Genomic DNA, 16,709 nt, shown 5'->3' on the forward strand with positions numbered 1-16,709 from the left:
TGTAAACAAAGGGAATTTTATGAAATTGCTTTATCTATCCAGTCTTGTGTTGCTGGCGGCTTGCACCAGCAATGCGCCTGTTCACCAAAAATCGTCTGCGGGCTACGACAGCCAAAGCCAAGCGCGGATTCGCCTGTATGGGCAAAACGGCAAACCGAGCTATGCCTACACGGGCATTGATTGCGACACCAACCGCAAAGGCACAAAAATTGGCGTGGGCGGCTCGCTGGGCGATGCGTTTGGCTCGCTGGTGGGCGCATCCAGTAGCCAAAGCATGGGCATTCCTGAAACGGAAATCAGCAAAAATGTGGGCAAAATGAATGGGCTGGCTTCGCGTGCGTTTTTCCGCGAATTTGCGATTCCTGCGGGCAAGCCTGTGAACGCGCAAACGTTTTACATCGGCTTAACCAACACGCTGCACACCGAGACGCACACGATTATCCAGCACGAAGGATCGTGTTCATCCAATATGGCTTCGTTTGTGCCACAGGCGGGGCATGATTATGAGATAGTGGGCAGCAAGGGGCGTAGTTGCGGCGTGAGCGTGTTTGAAGTGGGGGCGCAAGGCGAATTGACCCCTGTGGCGGTGGAGCCTGCGGTGAGATGCCAGCGGCGGTAAGGTTTAACCGCCGAATGTGATCTGTGCGGCGCGGGTGATTGCGCTGCGCGGCAAAAGGCAGCCTGAAAACGATGTTGGAGACGTTTTCAGGCTGCTTTTGTTTGGGTTTTTTATATGAGGCAGCCTGAAACCGATGGAGCATCGCCGCTTCATATTGTTTTTCAGGCTGCCTATCGTTTGGCAAAGCCCTGCGCTTGCAAATAGCGCAGCAAATCGGGGCGCACTTCGCGGCAAAATTGGTTGCGGATTTGTTGCGCCCAGTCCGTTTGCGCCGCGCCCTCGCGCGTGCGGTAATAGGCTTGCACGTTGTCGTTATAGGCTTGCAAATCGGCAGCAGAGGCAGCTTGAAAACGGTTTTCCGACAGAATCGCATCCAGCGGCAGGCGTTCGCGGCGCATCGGGTTTTGGTCGGGGTAACCCAAGCACAGCCCCACAATCGGCACCACGCCTTGCGGGCAGCCCAACAGCGCGCCCACTTGCGCCAAATCGTTGCGGATGCTGCCGATAAACACGCCGCCCAGCCCGATGCTTTCGGCGGCGAGCAGCACGTTTTGCGCGAAAATGCCCACGTCCACCGCACCAATCATTAAGACTTCCATCCAGTCTAGCTGGGCATCGGGGGCAAAGTGGGCATAGCGCGTGGTGTCGGCGCAGAACACGATGAACTCGGGCGCGGTTTCCACATAGCTTTGCCCGCCTTTGCCGCCTGCGGCGCAGATGGGGCGGATTTGCGCGCGGATGGCGGGGTCACTCACGCGGATGATGCTGACGATTTGCATAAAGCTGGACGACGACGCGGCTTGCCCCGCTGATAGCACGCTGCGCAGGGTGTCGGCGGCGATGGCTTGCGGTTTGAATTTGCGGATGGAGCGGTGGGCGAGGGCGGTTTGGATAACGGGGGAGGGCATGGGGATTCCTTTGGGTTGAGTTGGGGATGAGTGGCAGCCTGAAACCTAAAAATTAAAGTGGCGATGGCTTGTTGCCAAAGGGCGGTGTTGAGTAAGGTTTTACTGATTGGAAAGATGTCGGCGAGCCGCCGATGCTCCATTTTGTTTTCAGGCTGCCTTTTGATAAACGCGAGAGGCAGCCTGAAAACGTTTTAACAACCTGCTTTCAGGCTGCCTTTATGGTTTATGGCGAACGGAGTAGGCAGCTAATGCAACATCGCCCACAGCCCGCGCAGCAGCAAAAACACCGACAACGCCAGCGTAACCGCGTTATAGCGCAGCGACAGGATATTGCCGCACAGTAAGGCAATCGCCGCAAACAGCAAAATCTGCATAAACGGCGCCAGCAACGCCCCGCCGCCCAGCAGAGCGGAAGCCAACATCGCCAGCGGCAATGCCACCAGCCACACGGGCATTTCGCGCCAGCTTGCCCATTTGCCAAAATAGCGGTTGTCTTGCGTTACCAGCGACAAAAAGCCCAGCAGCGCATAGTGCTGCGCCAGCAAAAACAGCAGCACATTTTTATCCGCCGCCGCCCAAAAATACACAATGGGCGACACCATCGCCAGCAGCAACAGGGTAAAGCGCGGCGATTGCAAATGCAGTTTCCACGCCATAATCGCGCGCACCGCGATGCTGGCGAGCAAAGCCGTGATAACGGATGAAATCAGCAGCGTAAACGGCGTGCTCACATCGTCAATAGAATAATACGGGTTGGTGTATTGCTGGCTTTCAAGGTCATACGGAAAAACAGCGCGCAGCGCATCAACACTGTCCGACATAAATACACTCCACACCACAAACGCCAAAATCAGCTGAATCACCGTGCCCGAATATTGCCGATTGCTGCGCCCAAACTGCAACGCATTGGCAACCACCACGCAGGCAAATGCCCACGCGCAAAACGGCATCATCAGCAGCAAACACACCGCGTCAGTAGCCGTTGTGCTGCGATGGTTGTCTAAAAATACGCCGTAGCCCACCATCAGCCAGCCGATAACAAACCCCGCCCAAGCCACGGTGGGCGCGGCGATGATGCGCGAATACGTCATTTGCCAGGGCGATAATGCCGACATCCGCAGCTGGTCAAAGGCGTTGGCGGCAATATCGTTTTTCAGACTGCGTTCCACCAACACAAAGCCTGCGACGGCAGAAAGCATTAAGCCTATGCCGCCAATGCTTGCCAAATGGTCGTGCCAAGCGCGGTATTCGTATTTGGCAAAGGCAAACAGCGCGTAAATAATCGCCACGCCCGCTATCATGCCCCAGCTTAAATTGAGCCACAGCAGGCGTTGAAATTCGGCGTTGACCCAAATTTTGGGCGTTTTGATGTTTGGCGTGTTCATAGTTTATCCCTTTGAATATTCAACGTGTTTTGATAGCTTTCCAACAGCGATGCGCGCACCAGTTCCAGCGCACACACAGGCAATTCGCGCTGCACCAAATCGCGCAACAAAGCCGCGCACGCCAAATTGCCCGCAGGCAAGACAACGTGCAAGGCATCGCCGATGGCCTCTGCCGATTGCACCGCTGCCAATTCGCGCACCGCCGCCGCCATTTCTGCCGCCGCGCGGTTGGCAAAACGCAGCCGTACCGTTTGCGTTGCCGACTGCGCCTCGCCATGCAAGGCTTGGAATGCCTGAATTTGCCCTTGTTTGATGACGAGCATGTGGCTGCAATATTCGTCCAGCTCCGACAAAATATGGCTGGACACCAAAATCGTCATGCCCTCGCGTTGCAATTGCAACAGCAAAAGCGACAGCTCGTGCCGCGCTTCAGGGTCCAGCCCGCTGGCCGGCTCGTCCAGCAGCAGAAATTGGGGGCGGTGGATAATCACCTGCCCGATTCCCACGCGCTGCTTTTGCCCGCGCGACAAATTGCTCACGCGGCTATACAGCTTGTCCGACAGCCCCAAAAGCTGCACCGTGCCGCCCACCGCTTGCGCCAAATCGCCATCGGATACGCCGCGCGATTTTGCCGCGTAGGTTAGGCATTGGATAACGGATAGGCCTTCGGGCAAGCCGAAAATGTCGGGCAGATAGCCGAGCTGGGCGAAGCTCGCGCGCGGGTTTGCCAAGATAGGCTTGCCGCCGAGCAACACTTCGCCGCTGCTGGGGCATTCCAGCCCCGCCATGCAGCGCATCAGCGTGGATTTGCCCGCGCCGTTGGGCCCGATTAAGCCGGTGATGCTGCCCGCGGGCAGTTCTACGTTGATGTTGTACAGCACTTGGTGGCTGTCGTAATGAAAATTGAGATTTTGGGTGGTGAGCATTTGCTGGGATTCCTTTTGGATGGCGGTTGAGGCAGCCTGAAAACGGGAATGGAAGATAGATGCGCGATTTTAAAGCAAAAAAAGGCAGCCTGAAATCTAAAATGGAGCGGCGGCTCGCCAAATGGTTGTACGGAATAGGGCGGTGCTGTTTATTCGGCAAACTGTCGGCAAGCCGCCGCTGCTCCGTGGCTTGCAGGTTTGGCAAAGATTTCAGGCTGCTTCAATCATGGCAACAACAGCCAATCGCACCCCACGCCATCCAAGCCCAAAGGCAGCCTGAAAACGTGTTTGGCGGCTGTTTTTACTTTGCAGAAACGCGCTTTGCTCGTTTTCAGGCTGCCTTTAAGCGGAGCTGACCTTTTGCCCGCGCAGGCGTTTCGCCGCCTGCCACGAGCAGGGGCAAGCCCCTGCACCACACGCGCAAAACCCGTTCAGGCTGCCCAAACATTGCCCCCGCGTTTCGGCAGCCTGAAACACAAAATGGCGCAGTTTGCCCGATAGAAAACGCAGCCTGATTTCATCCGTCGCTTGGTGGCAAACCTTCGCCGCGCCGTTTGCTGCAACGTTGCCAAGGTTTCAGGCTACCTTAATGCGCAAACCCATATCGTCATGCCAAGCAATAAAATCGCCCAACTAAAAAAAGCAGCCTGAAAACGCATTTCACTCGTTTTCAGGCTGCTTTTTGCGGCTGATGGCGCAGCGTTATTTCTTCAACTCTGCCAAAATCTCATCCACCGTGCCTTTGGCATCGCCAAAACACATCACGGTGTTTTCATTGAAGAACAGCGGATTTTGCACGCCCGCGTAGCCCGTGTTCATGGAACGCTTGAACACCACCACTTCTTTCGCTTTCCACACTTCCAGCACAGGCATGCCTGCGATGGGCGAATTGGGGTCGGTTTGCGCGGCGGGGTTCACCGTGTCGTTCGCGCCGATGACCAGCACCACATCGGTGTCGGGGAAATCGTCGTTGATTTCGTCCATTTCCAACACGATGTCGTAGGGCACTTTCGCTTCGGCGAGTAACACATTCATGTGCCCCGGCAGGCGACCTGCCACAGGGTGAATGCCAAAGCGCACGTTCACGCCTTGTTTGCGCAGCAAATCGGTGATTTCGGCAACCGGATATTGCGCCTGCGCCACCGCCATGCCGTAACCCGGGGTGATAATCACGCTGCCCGCGCCTTTAAGCATCGCTGCCACATCGGCAGGCTTCACTTCGCGGTACTCGCCCACTTCTTCGCTGCCTGATGCCGCAGCCGCGCCGTCGGTACCGAAGCCGCCTGCAATCACAGAAATAAACGAGCGGTTCATCGCTTGGCACATAATGTAAGACAAAATCGCGCCGCTGCTGCCCACTAACGCGCCGGTAACAATCAACAAATCGTTAGACAGCATAAAACCCGCTGCCGCAGCCGCCCAGCCTGAATACGAGTTCAGCATAGACACCACCACGGGCATATCCGCGCCGCCGATGGAAGCCACCAAATGCCAGCCAAACGCCAGCGCGATGGCAGTCATCACAATCAGGGCAAACCAGCTGCCGTTCGCGCTCACAAACACCAACATCAGCACAAACGACACCAACAGCGCGGCGAGGTTCAGCTTGTGTTTGTGTGGCAATTTAAGCGGTTTGCTGCTGATTTTGCCGTTGAGTTTGCCAAAGGCAACCAGTGAGCCTGTAAATGTTACCGCGCCGATGAAAATGCCGAGGAACACTTCCACCAGATGGATGGTGTGCATTTCTTCGGCAACGTTGCCCGCGTCGATAAAGCTGTTAAAGCCCACCAACACCGCCGCCAAGCCCACAAAGCTGTGCAGCAGCGCAATCAGCTCGGGCATTTCGGTCATTTCCACTTTTTTGGCTTTGTAGATGCCCGCCGCCGCGCCGATGAGCATGGCGATGATAATCCAGCCCAAGCCTGAAACGTTGTCGGCAAAAATGGTGGCAACGAGCGCAATCGCCATGCCTGCAATGCCTGAATAACAGCCTTGCTTGGCGGTTTCTTGCTTGGATAAGCCAGCCAGCGAGAAGATGAATAAGATGGCAGCAACGATATAGGCTGCGGTTACTAATCCTGTGGACATTTTTTGAGTTCTCCGAAATTTGAGGGATAGATGTAATCAAAAGGGTTTAAGGTTTGCGGCAGCCTGAAAAGCCAAAGGCAGCCTGAAAACGCCGATTTACCCTTTTCTAAACATATTCAACATTCTGCGCGTAACAAAAAAGCCGCCGAAAATATTGATGCTTGCCAGCAGCACGGCAACAAACGCCAAGAACGACACCACGCCGCCCGCGCCAATTTGCAGCAACGCGCCCACCACAATAATCCCCGAAATGGCATTGGTAACCGCCATCAGGGGCGTGTGCAGCGAATGGCTCACGTTCCACACCACATAATAGCCAATCACACACGAGAGCACGAACACGATAAAGTGCTGCAAAAAGGCTTCCGGCGCAACCGCGCCCACCCACAACACCAACACGGCGGCAATCGCGGCAGGCGCGATGCGCTTCCATGCAGGCGCGGGCGCAGGCTCGGGCTTGGCAACCGCTTTTTCAGGCTGCTTAACCGCTTGCGGCGCAGCGGAAACTTGGATGGCTGGCGGCGGGAAAGTAACCTCGCCGTCGCGCGCAACCGTCATGTTGCGGATGATGACATCTTCAAAATTCAGCTCAATTTCACCGTCTTTGTTGGGCGAAAGCAGCTTGGTCAGGTTCACCAAATTGGTGGCGTAAAGTTGAGAGGATTGCCCCGCCAAGCGGTTTGCCATATCGGTGTAGCCGATGATTTTCACGCCGTTGTCGGTAACGAACAATTCGCCCGGTTTGGTCAATTCGCAGTTGCCGCCCGTTGCCGCTGCCAAATCCACAATCACCGAGCCTGCTTTCATGCTGGCAACCATATCGGCGGTAATCAGCTTGGGTGCAGGTTTGCCAGGGATGGCGGCGGTGGTGATGATGATGTCCACTTCGCGCGCCTGCTCGGCAAACAGCTTCATTTCGGCGGCGATAAATTCTTCGCTCATCACTTTGGCATAGCCGTCGCCCGAGCCGCCGTTCTCTTGCGGAAAGTCCAGTTTCAGGAATTTGCCGCCCATGGATTCAATTTGCTCGGCAACTTCCAAGCGCGTGTCAAACGCGCGAACCACCGCGCCCAGCGAATTTGCCGTGCCAATCGCCGCCAAGCCCGCCACGCCCGCGCCAATAATCAACACTTGTGCAGGCGGCACTTTGCCCGCAGCGGTGATTTGCCCTGTGAAAAAGCGACCAAACGCGTTTGCCGCTTCAATCACCGCGCGATAGCCCGAAATATTTGCCATAGAAGAGAGCGCGTCCAAAGCCTGCGCGCGCGAAATGCGCGGCACCATGTCCATCGCCAACACGTTGACTTTTTTATCGTTCAGCTTTTGCACCAGCTCTTCGTTTTGGCGCGGATACAAAAAGCTCACCAGCGTTTGCCCTTCGTGCAGGCGGTTGATTTCTTTGTCGTTGGGCGCGTTTACCTTATAAATCAACGGCGCAGACCAAGCATCTTTGGCGTTTACCAACACCGCGCCCGCTTCTTCAAACGCCGCATCGGTTAAGCCCGCCGCCACACCTGCGCCGCGTTCTACCGCCACTTCAAAGCCCAATTTTTGCAACTGGGCAACCGTGTTAGGCGTTGCCGCAACGCGGGTTTCGCCTTTTAGGGATTCTTTGGGGATGGCTATTCTCATGATGGTTTCCTTAGAAGTTGAAGTTGAAATGGCGCGGCAAGGGCAGGTTAATGGCGCACACGCCCCACAGGCAGCCTGAAAATTAAAACCCGTATCTGCTTTTCACGCGGCAGCTGTTGCGCCGCAAAATCTGTCCGCACGGCTTATGAATACAGGCGCTGATAATAGAATAGGGCGGCCGGATGCAACTTGCGCCCGCGGTTTTCAGGCTGCCTCAATAGGCGCCGCCCGCAAGCAGCCTGAAAAATACCCCAAACGATACGCGAATCACTCCCAGTTTACAAGGCTTAATAAACAATGGGCGATATTTAACAAACTTCAATCGGCAGCCTGAAAACCTGAATGGCGCGGCAACGGCTTGCCGCTCCAATATACGCGGGCAGGGCGCAAGCGTTTTCAGGCTGCCCATTACAAAAAACGGTATAATCCGCGCCTTTTGCCAAAACAATCATACCGTTTAACATGAACCCACTCGCCACCGCCCTGCTCGCATTCAGCATGTCTGCCGACGCATTCGCCGCCGCCATTGCGCGCGGTGCCAGCAGCGGCAAACTCCGCACCGCGCAAGTCGCCCAAATCGCACTCACCTTCGGCATCGTCGAAACGCTCACCCCCCTTATCGGCTACGGCGCAGGCATCATCGCCGCCCCGTTTATCGAAGCCTTTGACCACTGGATTGCATTCGGCTTGCTGCTGGTGTTGGGCGGCAAAATGATACGCGAAAGCCTGTCGCCCGCAGACGAAGCCGAAGCGGACGGCAGCGCAGCCGACAAACAAGCCGCCATGCCTTCCAAATGGCTGCTGCTCATCACCGCCGTCGCCACCAGCATCGATTCGATGATTGTGGGCGTGAGCCTTGCCTTTTTGGAGGTGAACATCTGGCTCACCGCGCTGGCCATCGGCTCGTCAACCACGCTGATGGCGGTCATCGGCATCAAGCTGGGCGGCGTGTTAGACAGCGTTATCGGCAAACGCGCCGAGCTGTTCGGCGGCATCGTGCTCATCGGCATCGGCACGTTTATCCTGTTGGAACACCTCGGTTTGATGGCGTAAGCCGTTCGGGCTGCGCGCAACTGCGTTTCAGGCTGCCGAATGTGTTCCGCATCAGGCAGCCTGAAACGCAGTTTGGCGTAGTGTTGTCTCCCGTCAACCGTCCGCGCCGCGCCCGCTAATCGCTCTTCCTGTCAATCCGCCGAATCAGCTTCGCAATCTCTTCATGGCTCGGCGTTTCGCCCACCAGCCAGCGCACTACCGCCACGCCCGCCGCTTGCGTCGCCTTGTTTTTGCGATTATCCGCCTCTTGCCGCTCGGGCAATTCGTGCGTTCGGTCGTCCACCTCAATCACCGCAATCGGCGTGCTATCGGCGCGGCAAATCACAAAGTCATAGCTCAAACGGCTCACAAAATTAAACCAATAATACGTCTCGCGGCTCTTGGGCACTTCCAACACGCGCGAAGCCTGCACTTGGCTGAATATCATGTAATCGGGCAAGGCTTCCAGCAGCGTGCTATACACGTCCATTTCCGTTGCCGTCATCAGCGCTCGGCGCAGATAAGGCAGCTTGGGGTGTTTCGCCAAAAAAGGATTTTTGTTGCGCCTGCGCAGTAAACAAATCGGCAGCACAACAAAAATCAACAGCAGGATAACGAGGGTAAAAATCAACGAGGGTTTCATAGAGGCAGCCTGAAAACAAAAATACCGCCCCCCCGCACGGGGCGATGTTGATTAAATCAATAGGCGGGCAACCGTTTCAGGCTGCCTATTGCCGATTCACCAGCAAAGGCATCATCCCCGCTTGCGGCGCAGCCAAAATGGTTTTCAGGCTGCCTAATTGCTGCTGGATGTGCTGGGTAACTTGGTTGGCGCGCTGTATATCATGTGCCGTCACATGGCGCGGATTTTGGTTAAACAAAATCGCATCCAGCAAATGCGCGGCGTGAATATCATCGCGCCAATAATGCAAAACCGCAGGCTCGCGCTCGTCAAACAGCGTGCCCACCACGCTGCTGCCCACCGTTGCCAAGCCCAACGCGCCATCTTCGCCGCCAAATTGGCGAAACAAATCATCATGCGGAAAGCCGCCGCACGCCAAGAAAAACACGCGCCGAAACACGGTATTGCCGCCCACCGTCATCTGCACGCTGTGCCACGCCCGCGCAAAATTGGGATGCTGGCGATAGTGTTCGGGCAGCCCCACGGCGTGCAAGCGCAGGCGAATCAGCCCTAAAAAATCAAATTTTGCAAACGCAAAACAGGCGGCAGACAGCGCGCCTTGTTGGTATTCATCGTCTGCATCCAAAAAAGCAATCAGCTCGGCTTGGCTTTGCATCGCGCCCCAATTGCGCGCCATCGCTGCGCCACCGTTTTCAGGCTGCCTAACCGCTTGGATTTTGTGGGGGAACTGTTGTTTTAGCTGTTCAATCGTTTGCCAAGTGTTGTCTGTTGAAGCGTCGTCTATCAGCCAAATGCGCTCGGCTTCGGGTTGATTGAGGCAGCTTTGCACGGCGCGGGGCAGGGTGTGGGCGGCGTTATAGCAGGGGATGATGATGTCTAGCATGGGGTGAAATGCGCGGAATATGGATAACGAAATAGGATAGGCAGCCTGAAAATGGGAAACCCAGAGGCAGCGCAGCGGAGTTGCGAAGTTAAAACAAGAGATTAGTGCATTGTGGTTAGCTTTGAACGCAGCTTTAACCATGCGTCTCGTGCCGACGGGGCACTTACTTTTCTTTGCTTCGCTAAAGAAAAGTAAGCAAAAGAAAGGCGAACCCGACGTGCAGGTTTGGCTGCGCCAAACTTCCCGAAGGCTGCATTCTTTTTTTCGGCGCGTGCGAACTAGCCGCGCTTTGCGCGTCGTCGGACAAACGCACGCTTGTTTCCGAAAAAAGAATGCTCCGTTCGGCTGAACGTAGGGGAGAGGCAGTAGCATCAAACGTAGCTGATAGATTTGGCAGCCTGAAACCCACCCTATCTAATAAAAAACCGTTTGGCAGAACACCAAACGGTTTTGTCTTTTCAGGCTGCCTAATTGATTAACGCAGATTAGTTTTTATCTTGATCCACCAATTTGTTTTTGCTAATCCAAGGCATCATGCCGCGCAGTTGCGCGCCGATTTGCTCCACAGGATGCGCGGCGTTTTGACGGCGGCGCGCGGTCATGCTGGCGTAGTTGGTTGCGCCTTCGGTAATAAACATTTTGGCGTATTCGCCCGATTGAATGCGTTTCAAAGCATTGCGCATCGCCTCGCGCGATTGTTGGTTGATGACTTCGCCGCCTGTAACGTATTCGCCAAATTCCGCGTTGTTGGAAATGGAGTAATTCATGTTGGCGATGCCGCCTTCGTAAATCAAATCCACAATCAGCTTCATCTCGTGCAGGCATTCAAAATACGCCATTTCAGGCGCGTAGCCCGCTTCGGTAAGCGTTTCAAAGCCTGTTTTAATCAGCTCAACCAAGCCGCCACACAACACCGCTTGCTCGCCGAACAAATCGGTTTCGGTTTCTTGGCGGAAGTCGGTTTCAATCACACCACCTTTGGTGCCGCCGTTAGCCGCCGCGTAAGACAACGCCACATCGCGCGCTTTGCCTGTTGCGTCTTGATGCACCGCAATCAGCGAAGGTACGCCGCCGCCTTTCAAAAATTCGCTGCGCACGGTGTGCCCTGGCCCTTTGGGCGCAATCATAATCACATCCACGCCTTTGGGCGCAACGATTTGGTTGTAGTGAATATTGAAGCCGTGGGCAAACGCCAAGGCTGCGCCGTCTTTCAAATTGGGCGCGATTTCGTTTTTGTAAACCAGCGGTTGGTTTTCATCGGGCAACAGAATCATCACTACATCCGCCGCTTTGGTGGCTTCGGCAACGGTGCGCACGTCAAAACCTGCCGCCACCGCTTTGTTCCAAGATGCACCTTGGCGCAAGCCCACCACCACGTTTACGCCGCTGTCTTTTAAGTTGGCAGCGTGCGCATGGCCTTGCGAGCCATAGCCAATAATGGCAACGGTTTTGCCTTTGATAAGGGATAAATCAGCATCTTTGTCGTAATAAACTTTCATGAGGTTTCCTTTGCTTTCAAAAGATTAGAGAACGGGTTGATTTTCACCTACCTGACAAAGGGGCAGTCTCGTTTGGAAACGGCGGCTTTATCAAATCGGGCAACGGTTGTGCCGTTGTCGTGCGATAAAAATGCGAAATGAGCGCGAATGTTACACCATTTGTAACGAAACGTAAATTTCAGGCAGCCTGAAAATACGCAAAGCAAAAATATTTTACGAATAGTTATCATTCGTTAATTAAGTTGAATTACAATGCCGCGCTTTTGTTTGATTTCCCTGTTTTTTAACCCTGTTTTTGAAAGAATTCCCATGACCATCCGCAAAACATGGCTCGCCGCCAGCGTGTCCGCCGCTTTGTTCAGTTTGGCAGCGCAAGCCGCAGACGAAACCACTTCCACTGCGGCTGCCGAAAGCAGCGCGCAAACGCAAACCCTGCAAAACATCATCGTTTCCGGCGTTAACCGCAGCACACGCACCGAAAACAAAGACACCTACACCACCTCGGCGATGAAAACCACCACGGGCTTGGCGTTGTCACCCAAGGAAACGCCGCAATCGGTGAGCGTGATTACCAAAACCCAGCTCAACGACCGCGGTATCAGCAGCCTGAAAGACGCGATGAAAACCACCACAGGCGTAAACGTGCTACGCGAATCAGGGCGTTATCGTTTCCAATCGCGCGGTTTTTATGTGGACCAAATTGAAGAAGATGGCATCGCCACCACTGTGGCAGGCTCTTCGGGCAACCCTTACCGCGATGCGCAAAGCCTGTATGACATGGCGATTTATGACCACGTTGAAGTGGTGCGCGGGGCAACAGGTTTAACCCAAGTGAACGGCGAACCGGGCGGCACGGTAAACGCGGTGCGCAAAAAACCCACCGCGCAAACGCAAATTCAAGGTGATTTGCTGGTGGATCGCTTTGGCAAAGCCCGCGCCACGCTAGACGTTTCAGGCAGCCTGAATGCGTCTAAAACACTGCGCGGGCGCAGCGTGATTGTGGGCGAGCGTAGCCGCGGCTTTAAAGACGACGATAAAGGCGATTTGGGCTTGTTCTACGGCGTGTTAGAAGGACACATCGGCGAGAACACCAAAGTAACCGCAGGCTTGCTCCACCAACGCCACACCGAAACGCCTATTACTTTGGCGTGCCCATGAGCGTGGGCGGCGGCGATGCAGGTTTCAACACCGACACCTATCTGGGCTACGATTGGACACACGCCAAATTCCGTAAAACCAACGCCTTTGCCGAGTTAGAACATTATTTCAACGACGATTGGGTGGCGACCGCCAAGTTTAACTATATTTACAGCAAATCCAACAGCCGTCTTGGCGCAATCTATGATGCTAGCACCACATACAAAGGCTTGCCGGCAGGCGGCAAACTGAACACGCAAAATTTCCAAAACTATCAAAACAACGGGCATCAAGCCACCGTTCAGCTTAACCTAAACGGCAAATACGACCTGTTTGGGAGCAAGCATGATGTGTTCTTGGGCTACACCTATTCGCGTGAAAACAACGACACCACATGGCGACGCATCCGCAACAGCCGCGCCTACGACCCGCGCACGTTTACAGGCGGCGAGCAAGCCGAGCCAAACTGGGCAAACTACAACGACCGCACGTTCTACCACAACCGCATCACATCCAACAGCTTAATGCTGGGCACACGCGTGAATGTGTTAGACAACCTGCACGTTATCGTGGGCACGCGCTACACCCAATGGAAAGCCAACGGCGTAGTGGATTACGATTGGTGGAACAACCGCCCCGACTCCGACCCCGATGAACACAGCATCCGTCGCAAAAATCGCTTTGTGCCTTACTTCGGTATCACCTACGACATCACGCCCAGCCAAAGCGTGTATGCCAGCTACACCAGCATTTTCAAACCCAACAGCGCCAAAGACATCAACGAGCGTTATCTAAAACCCGTGGTGGGCAACAACTACGAAATCGGCTGGAAAGGCGAATGGTTTAACCGCAAGCTCAACACCTCTGTTGCCTTGTTCCAAATTGACCAGAAAAACCGCTCGGTGCAAGTTTATTTCCCCACGCGCAACAAGTGGTACAACGAAAACGTAGGGCACGTTCGCAGCCGCGGCTTGGATTTGGAGATTTCAGGCAACCTCACCGAAAACTGGAAAATCTTTGCAGGCTACACGCTCAACAACAGCAAATATATGCGCGGCGAAAACGGGCGCAACAGCGTATCGCCTTATTTGCAAGGCGCAAATTACAGCCGCCACACGCCCAAACACATTTTCAGGCTGCATACCAGCTATGATTTGCCTTGGGGCGGCCGCAAATGGACAGTTGGCGGCGGTGTAAGCGCGCAAAGCAAAACCAGCAGCCTAGGCTATGTGAAACAAGGCGGCTACGCGCTTTGGCACGCCAACGTGAAATACACGCCCAGCGAAAACTTGCAATTTAGCCTGATTGCCGACAACCTGTTTAACAAACGCTATTTTGAAAACAACAAAGTGCGTTACAACGGCATCAACAACTATCTGGGCGAACCGCGCAATATCTCGCTCAAAGTAGATTGGAAGTTTAAATAAAACACAGAGGCAGCCTGAAAACATCCATTTCAGGCTGCCTATTTAGGTTTTGGTTTGGGCAGCCTGAAAAAGCGGTTTCAGGCTACCTAATGATTAAAAGCCCAATTCTTGCAAAATTGCTTTGGCATTGGGAATTGGGTCAATCCGCGCCATCGGATATTTTTCCACGCTGGCACGATGATGCTGAATATAGTATTCCACATCCTCCGCCTTATAGCCCAGCAATTTACCGATTGTGCGTTCTACATCGTCATCAAAACCATTCAATTGTTTGAGTGTAACCAATTTTTGAATATTGGGGTCATCAGGTGAATGCGAGACGATTTGGTAATCATAAGGCTTACCTTGATAATTAAAAATAGAACATATATCGGTGCGAAATAATTGCCCGCTGGCGAGATAAGGTTCAAATTCCTCAGGAATAGGATAAAAGGAAAAATAGAGTGCTAATGGTTTTTCACCAGACAGCATCAATTCCAACTCCTTGCCCTCGTGCGGTCTGATAGAGGGATGTTTTTTCGCCATCAATCAACCTTTCTTTGTAAACAAAATGGCACACAGTAAGGCAGCCTGAAAAGGCGATTGCTGTTTCAGGCTGCCTTTTTAAACAAGCATTTGAGCTATTCAAACATCGCTAAATGCGATTGTCTATCATAAAATAAACTATTTACTCACGTCAAACACCATGAATACCCTAAAACATTTCTACCAACTCGCCCGCCCGTTTTGGGGCGGCAAAGGCAGCCTGAAAGCGTGGTTGCTGCTGGCTGCTGTCATCGGTTTTGCGCTGGCGATTGTGCGCGTGAGCGTTTACATCACCGCATGGAACAAAGATTTCTACGACGCGCTGGAACAATTCAACCGCCCGCTGCTCTACACGCTGCTGTGGCAATATCTGGGCTACATCGCGTTCACGGTGGGCTTTGTGGTGCTGGGCAACTGGCTGCGCAAAATCCTCGTGTTCCGCTGGCGCGAGCAGCTCACCGAGCAATTCACGCAAATGTGGCTGGCGCGCCATCGCGCTTATCGCCTGCAAATCCAGCCACAGGGCGAGCCTGATAACCCCGACCAGCGCATCGCCGAAGATTGCTTTTTGCTTGCCGATAAAAGCATTGATTTATTTAAATATTTCATTATGAACGCCGCCAAGCTCGGCGCGTTTGTGATTGTGTTGTGGCAGCTTTCAGGCAGCCTGAAAATAGACATCGGCGGCAAAATATGGGTGCTGCACGGCTATCTGGTGTGGGTGGCGCTGGGCTACACGCTGGTGTGCACGCTCGCCACGCACCTAATCGGGCGCAAGCTGCATCCGCTGAATATAGATCGCCAGCACCGCGAAGCCGACTACCGTGCCAACCTGCTGCGCGTGCGCGACCATGCCGAGCAAATCGCCTTTTACCGCGGCGAAAACACCGAGCATCTGCGCCTGCGCCGCCGCTTTGCCGCCGTGCGCGAAAACTGGCATGCGCTCATCGAGCGCGAGCTGCGGCTGGAAACCTTTTCCGCCACCTATCTGCGCATCACGCAGTTCATCCCCATCGCCGCCGCGCTGCCGCTGTATCTGGCGCACACGCTCACCTTCGGCGGGCTGATGCAGGCACGCTCCGCCTTTGGCAACGTGCAAGACGGCTTCGGCTGGTTTATGGACTACTACAAGCGGATTATGGAATGGGCGGCGGTGGTGTCGCGGCTGGCGGATTTTCAGGCTGCCTTGGATGATGTGCCCACGCTGCCTGAAACTGAGTTGCCCCAACCCCAAGATGACGCAGCCGCATCGGTGCAGTTTGAGCAAATGGTTGTGCGGCAAAATCGCCCGATTAACGCGCAGATTGGCGCGGGCGAATATGTGCTGCTGGATGGCAAAAGCGGCGCGGGCAAAACCAGCTTGCTGCGCGTGTTGGCAGGCTTAACCGCGCCCGATAGCGGCAGCGTGCGGCTTTCGGGCAGCGTGCTGTTTTTGCCGCAAAAGCCCTATTTGGCATTAGGCAGCCTGAAAAACCTGTTGAGCTACCCCAGCGCAACCGCGTTGCCCGAAGACGCCATCCGCGCCGCGTTGGAAAAGGTGGGCTTGGCGCGGCTGAACGACGAATTGGACACGATAACCGATTGGCAGGCGCGTTTATCGGGCGGCGAACAGCAGCGCATCGGCATCGCCCGCGTGTTGCTGCATCGTCCGCAAATTTTGGCAATGGACGAACCCACCGCCGCGCTGGACGATGCCTCCGCCGTGTATTTGTTTGAACTGTTGCGGCAAGAATTGCCCCAAACCGCCGTGCTGTGCGCCACGCATCAAGCCGTGCTGCGCGAACGCTTTGCACGGCGGATTGAACTGCTGGCGGATGGGGAATAGGTTTCAGCTGCGCCGAACGGCGTTTCAGGCTGCCTAACCGTGCAAACAGGAAGGCAGCCTGAAACCCAAAATAGAACGGCAACGGCTCGCCGCCCAATAGCGCATTAAACCCGCCGCTGATGAGCCAAAATGCCGGCAAGCCGCCGACGCGCCATTGTTTGCCCCATTCTGCAACCTTTT

The 16,709-nt window shown here is 54.7% G+C and carries 15 protein-coding genes; 6 read left to right on the forward strand and 9 right to left on the reverse strand.

Features of this window, described 5'->3' with window-relative positions; translation table 11 throughout:
- Nucleotides 1-19 precede the first annotated feature (19 nt).
- Nucleotides 20-619, forward strand: coding sequence for a hypothetical protein (locus tag H3L93_RS04460; protein WP_040558860.1), 600 nt, complete (start codon nt 20-22; stop codon nt 617-619).
- Nucleotides 620-789: 170 nt separating this feature from the next.
- Here the strand turns inward: H3L93_RS04460 and nfsA are convergent, their stop codons facing one another.
- From nfsA to H3L93_RS04475, 3 genes are all read right to left on the reverse strand, one after another.
- Entirely contained in the window at nt 790-1,527 is a 738-nt protein-coding gene (gene nfsA / locus H3L93_RS04465; RefSeq protein WP_003796400.1) for an oxygen-insensitive NADPH nitroreductase, read from the reverse strand.
- A 245-nt stretch (nt 1,528-1,772) separates the two neighbouring features.
- Nucleotides 1,773-2,912: a hypothetical protein gene (locus H3L93_RS04470; RefSeq protein WP_003796398.1), complete on the reverse strand. Its 1,140-nt coding sequence runs from the start codon at nt 2,910-2,912 to the stop codon at nt 1,773-1,775.
- Nucleotides 2,909-3,838: an ABC transporter ATP-binding protein gene (locus H3L93_RS04475; RefSeq protein ID WP_003796396.1), complete on the reverse strand. Its 930-nt coding sequence runs from the start codon at nt 3,836-3,838 to the stop codon at nt 2,909-2,911. The genes H3L93_RS04470 and H3L93_RS04475 overlap by 4 nt, the downstream gene beginning before the upstream one ends.
- Before the next feature lie 59 nt (nt 3,839-3,897).
- Here H3L93_RS04475 and H3L93_RS04480 point away from each other — a divergent pair, with 59 nt between their 5' ends.
- Nucleotides 3,898-4,194, forward strand: coding sequence for a hypothetical protein (locus H3L93_RS04480; RefSeq protein ID WP_003796394.1), 297 nt, complete (start codon nt 3,898-3,900; stop codon nt 4,192-4,194).
- Nucleotides 4,195-4,540: 346 nt separating this feature from the next.
- Here H3L93_RS04480 and pntB read toward each other — a convergent pair whose 3' ends face one another.
- Together pntB and H3L93_RS04490 are read right to left on the reverse strand one after the other, a co-directional pair.
- Nucleotides 4,541-5,926, reverse strand: coding sequence for a Re/Si-specific NAD(P)(+) transhydrogenase subunit beta (gene pntB / locus H3L93_RS04485; RefSeq protein WP_003796385.1), 1,386 nt, complete (start codon nt 5,924-5,926; stop codon nt 4,541-4,543).
- A gap of 96 nt (nt 5,927-6,022) precedes the next feature.
- Nucleotides 6,023-7,558, reverse strand: coding sequence for a Re/Si-specific NAD(P)(+) transhydrogenase subunit alpha (locus H3L93_RS04490; protein WP_003796383.1), 1,536 nt, complete (start codon nt 7,556-7,558; stop codon nt 6,023-6,025).
- 462 nt (nt 7,559-8,020) lie between these two features.
- Between H3L93_RS04490 and H3L93_RS04495 the strand changes: the two genes are divergently transcribed.
- The gene (locus H3L93_RS04495) at nt 8,021-8,611 is read left to right on the forward strand and encodes a manganese efflux pump MntP (protein WP_003796377.1); all 591 of its coding nucleotides are present in this window, start codon (nt 8,021-8,023) and stop codon (nt 8,609-8,611) included.
- A gap of 115 nt (nt 8,612-8,726) precedes the next feature.
- Here the strand turns inward: H3L93_RS04495 and H3L93_RS04500 are convergent, their stop codons facing one another.
- The 3 genes from H3L93_RS04500 to ilvC all read right to left on the reverse strand — a co-directional run bounded on the left by H3L93_RS04500 (nt 8,727) and on the right by ilvC (nt 11,615).
- The gene (locus tag H3L93_RS04500) at nt 8,727-9,233 is read right to left on the reverse strand and encodes a DUF2726 domain-containing protein (protein ID WP_003796375.1); all 507 of its coding nucleotides are present in this window, start codon (nt 9,231-9,233) and stop codon (nt 8,727-8,729) included.
- Nucleotides 9,234-9,318: 85 nt separating this feature from the next.
- Complete coding sequence (locus H3L93_RS04505; RefSeq protein WP_003796373.1) at nt 9,319-10,257, reverse strand: glycosyltransferase family 2 protein; 939 nt, start codon at nt 10,255-10,257, stop codon at nt 9,319-9,321.
- Between the two features lie 344 nt (nt 10,258-10,601).
- Nucleotides 10,602-11,615 carry a ketol-acid reductoisomerase gene (gene ilvC, locus H3L93_RS04510; protein WP_003796367.1) on the reverse strand — a complete coding sequence of 338 codons (1,014 nt, stop codon included), beginning with the start codon at nt 11,613-11,615 and terminating at the stop codon, nt 10,602-10,604.
- A 309-nt stretch (nt 11,616-11,924) separates the two neighbouring features.
- Between ilvC and H3L93_RS04515 the strand changes: the two genes are divergently transcribed.
- Nucleotides 11,925-12,773, forward strand: coding sequence for a TonB-dependent siderophore receptor (locus H3L93_RS04515; RefSeq protein ID WP_003796363.1), 849 nt, complete (start codon nt 11,925-11,927; stop codon nt 12,771-12,773).
- A complete protein-coding gene (locus H3L93_RS04520; RefSeq protein ID WP_003796360.1) occupies nt 12,770-14,179 on the forward strand; it encodes a TonB-dependent siderophore receptor in 1,410 nt (469 codons plus the stop codon). The genes H3L93_RS04515 and H3L93_RS04520 overlap by 4 nt, the downstream gene beginning before the upstream one ends.
- Nucleotides 14,180-14,272: 93 nt before the next feature.
- Here the strand turns inward: H3L93_RS04520 and H3L93_RS04525 are convergent, their stop codons facing one another.
- Nucleotides 14,273-14,707: a hypothetical protein gene (locus tag H3L93_RS04525; RefSeq protein WP_155803141.1), complete on the reverse strand. Its 435-nt coding sequence runs from the start codon at nt 14,705-14,707 to the stop codon at nt 14,273-14,275.
- Between the two features lie 157 nt (nt 14,708-14,864).
- Between H3L93_RS04525 and H3L93_RS04530 the strand changes: the two genes are divergently transcribed.
- On the forward strand, nt 14,865-16,529 hold the full coding sequence (locus H3L93_RS04530) for an ABC transporter ATP-binding protein/permease (protein WP_003796354.1): 1,665 nt from the start codon (nt 14,865-14,867) through the stop codon (nt 16,527-16,529).
- The last annotated feature ends 180 nt before the right edge of the window (nt 16,530-16,709 follow it).

The organism is Kingella oralis (assembly GCF_014054985.1).
Taxonomy (GTDB): Bacteria; Pseudomonadota; Gammaproteobacteria; order Burkholderiales; family Neisseriaceae; genus Kingella_B; species Kingella_B oralis.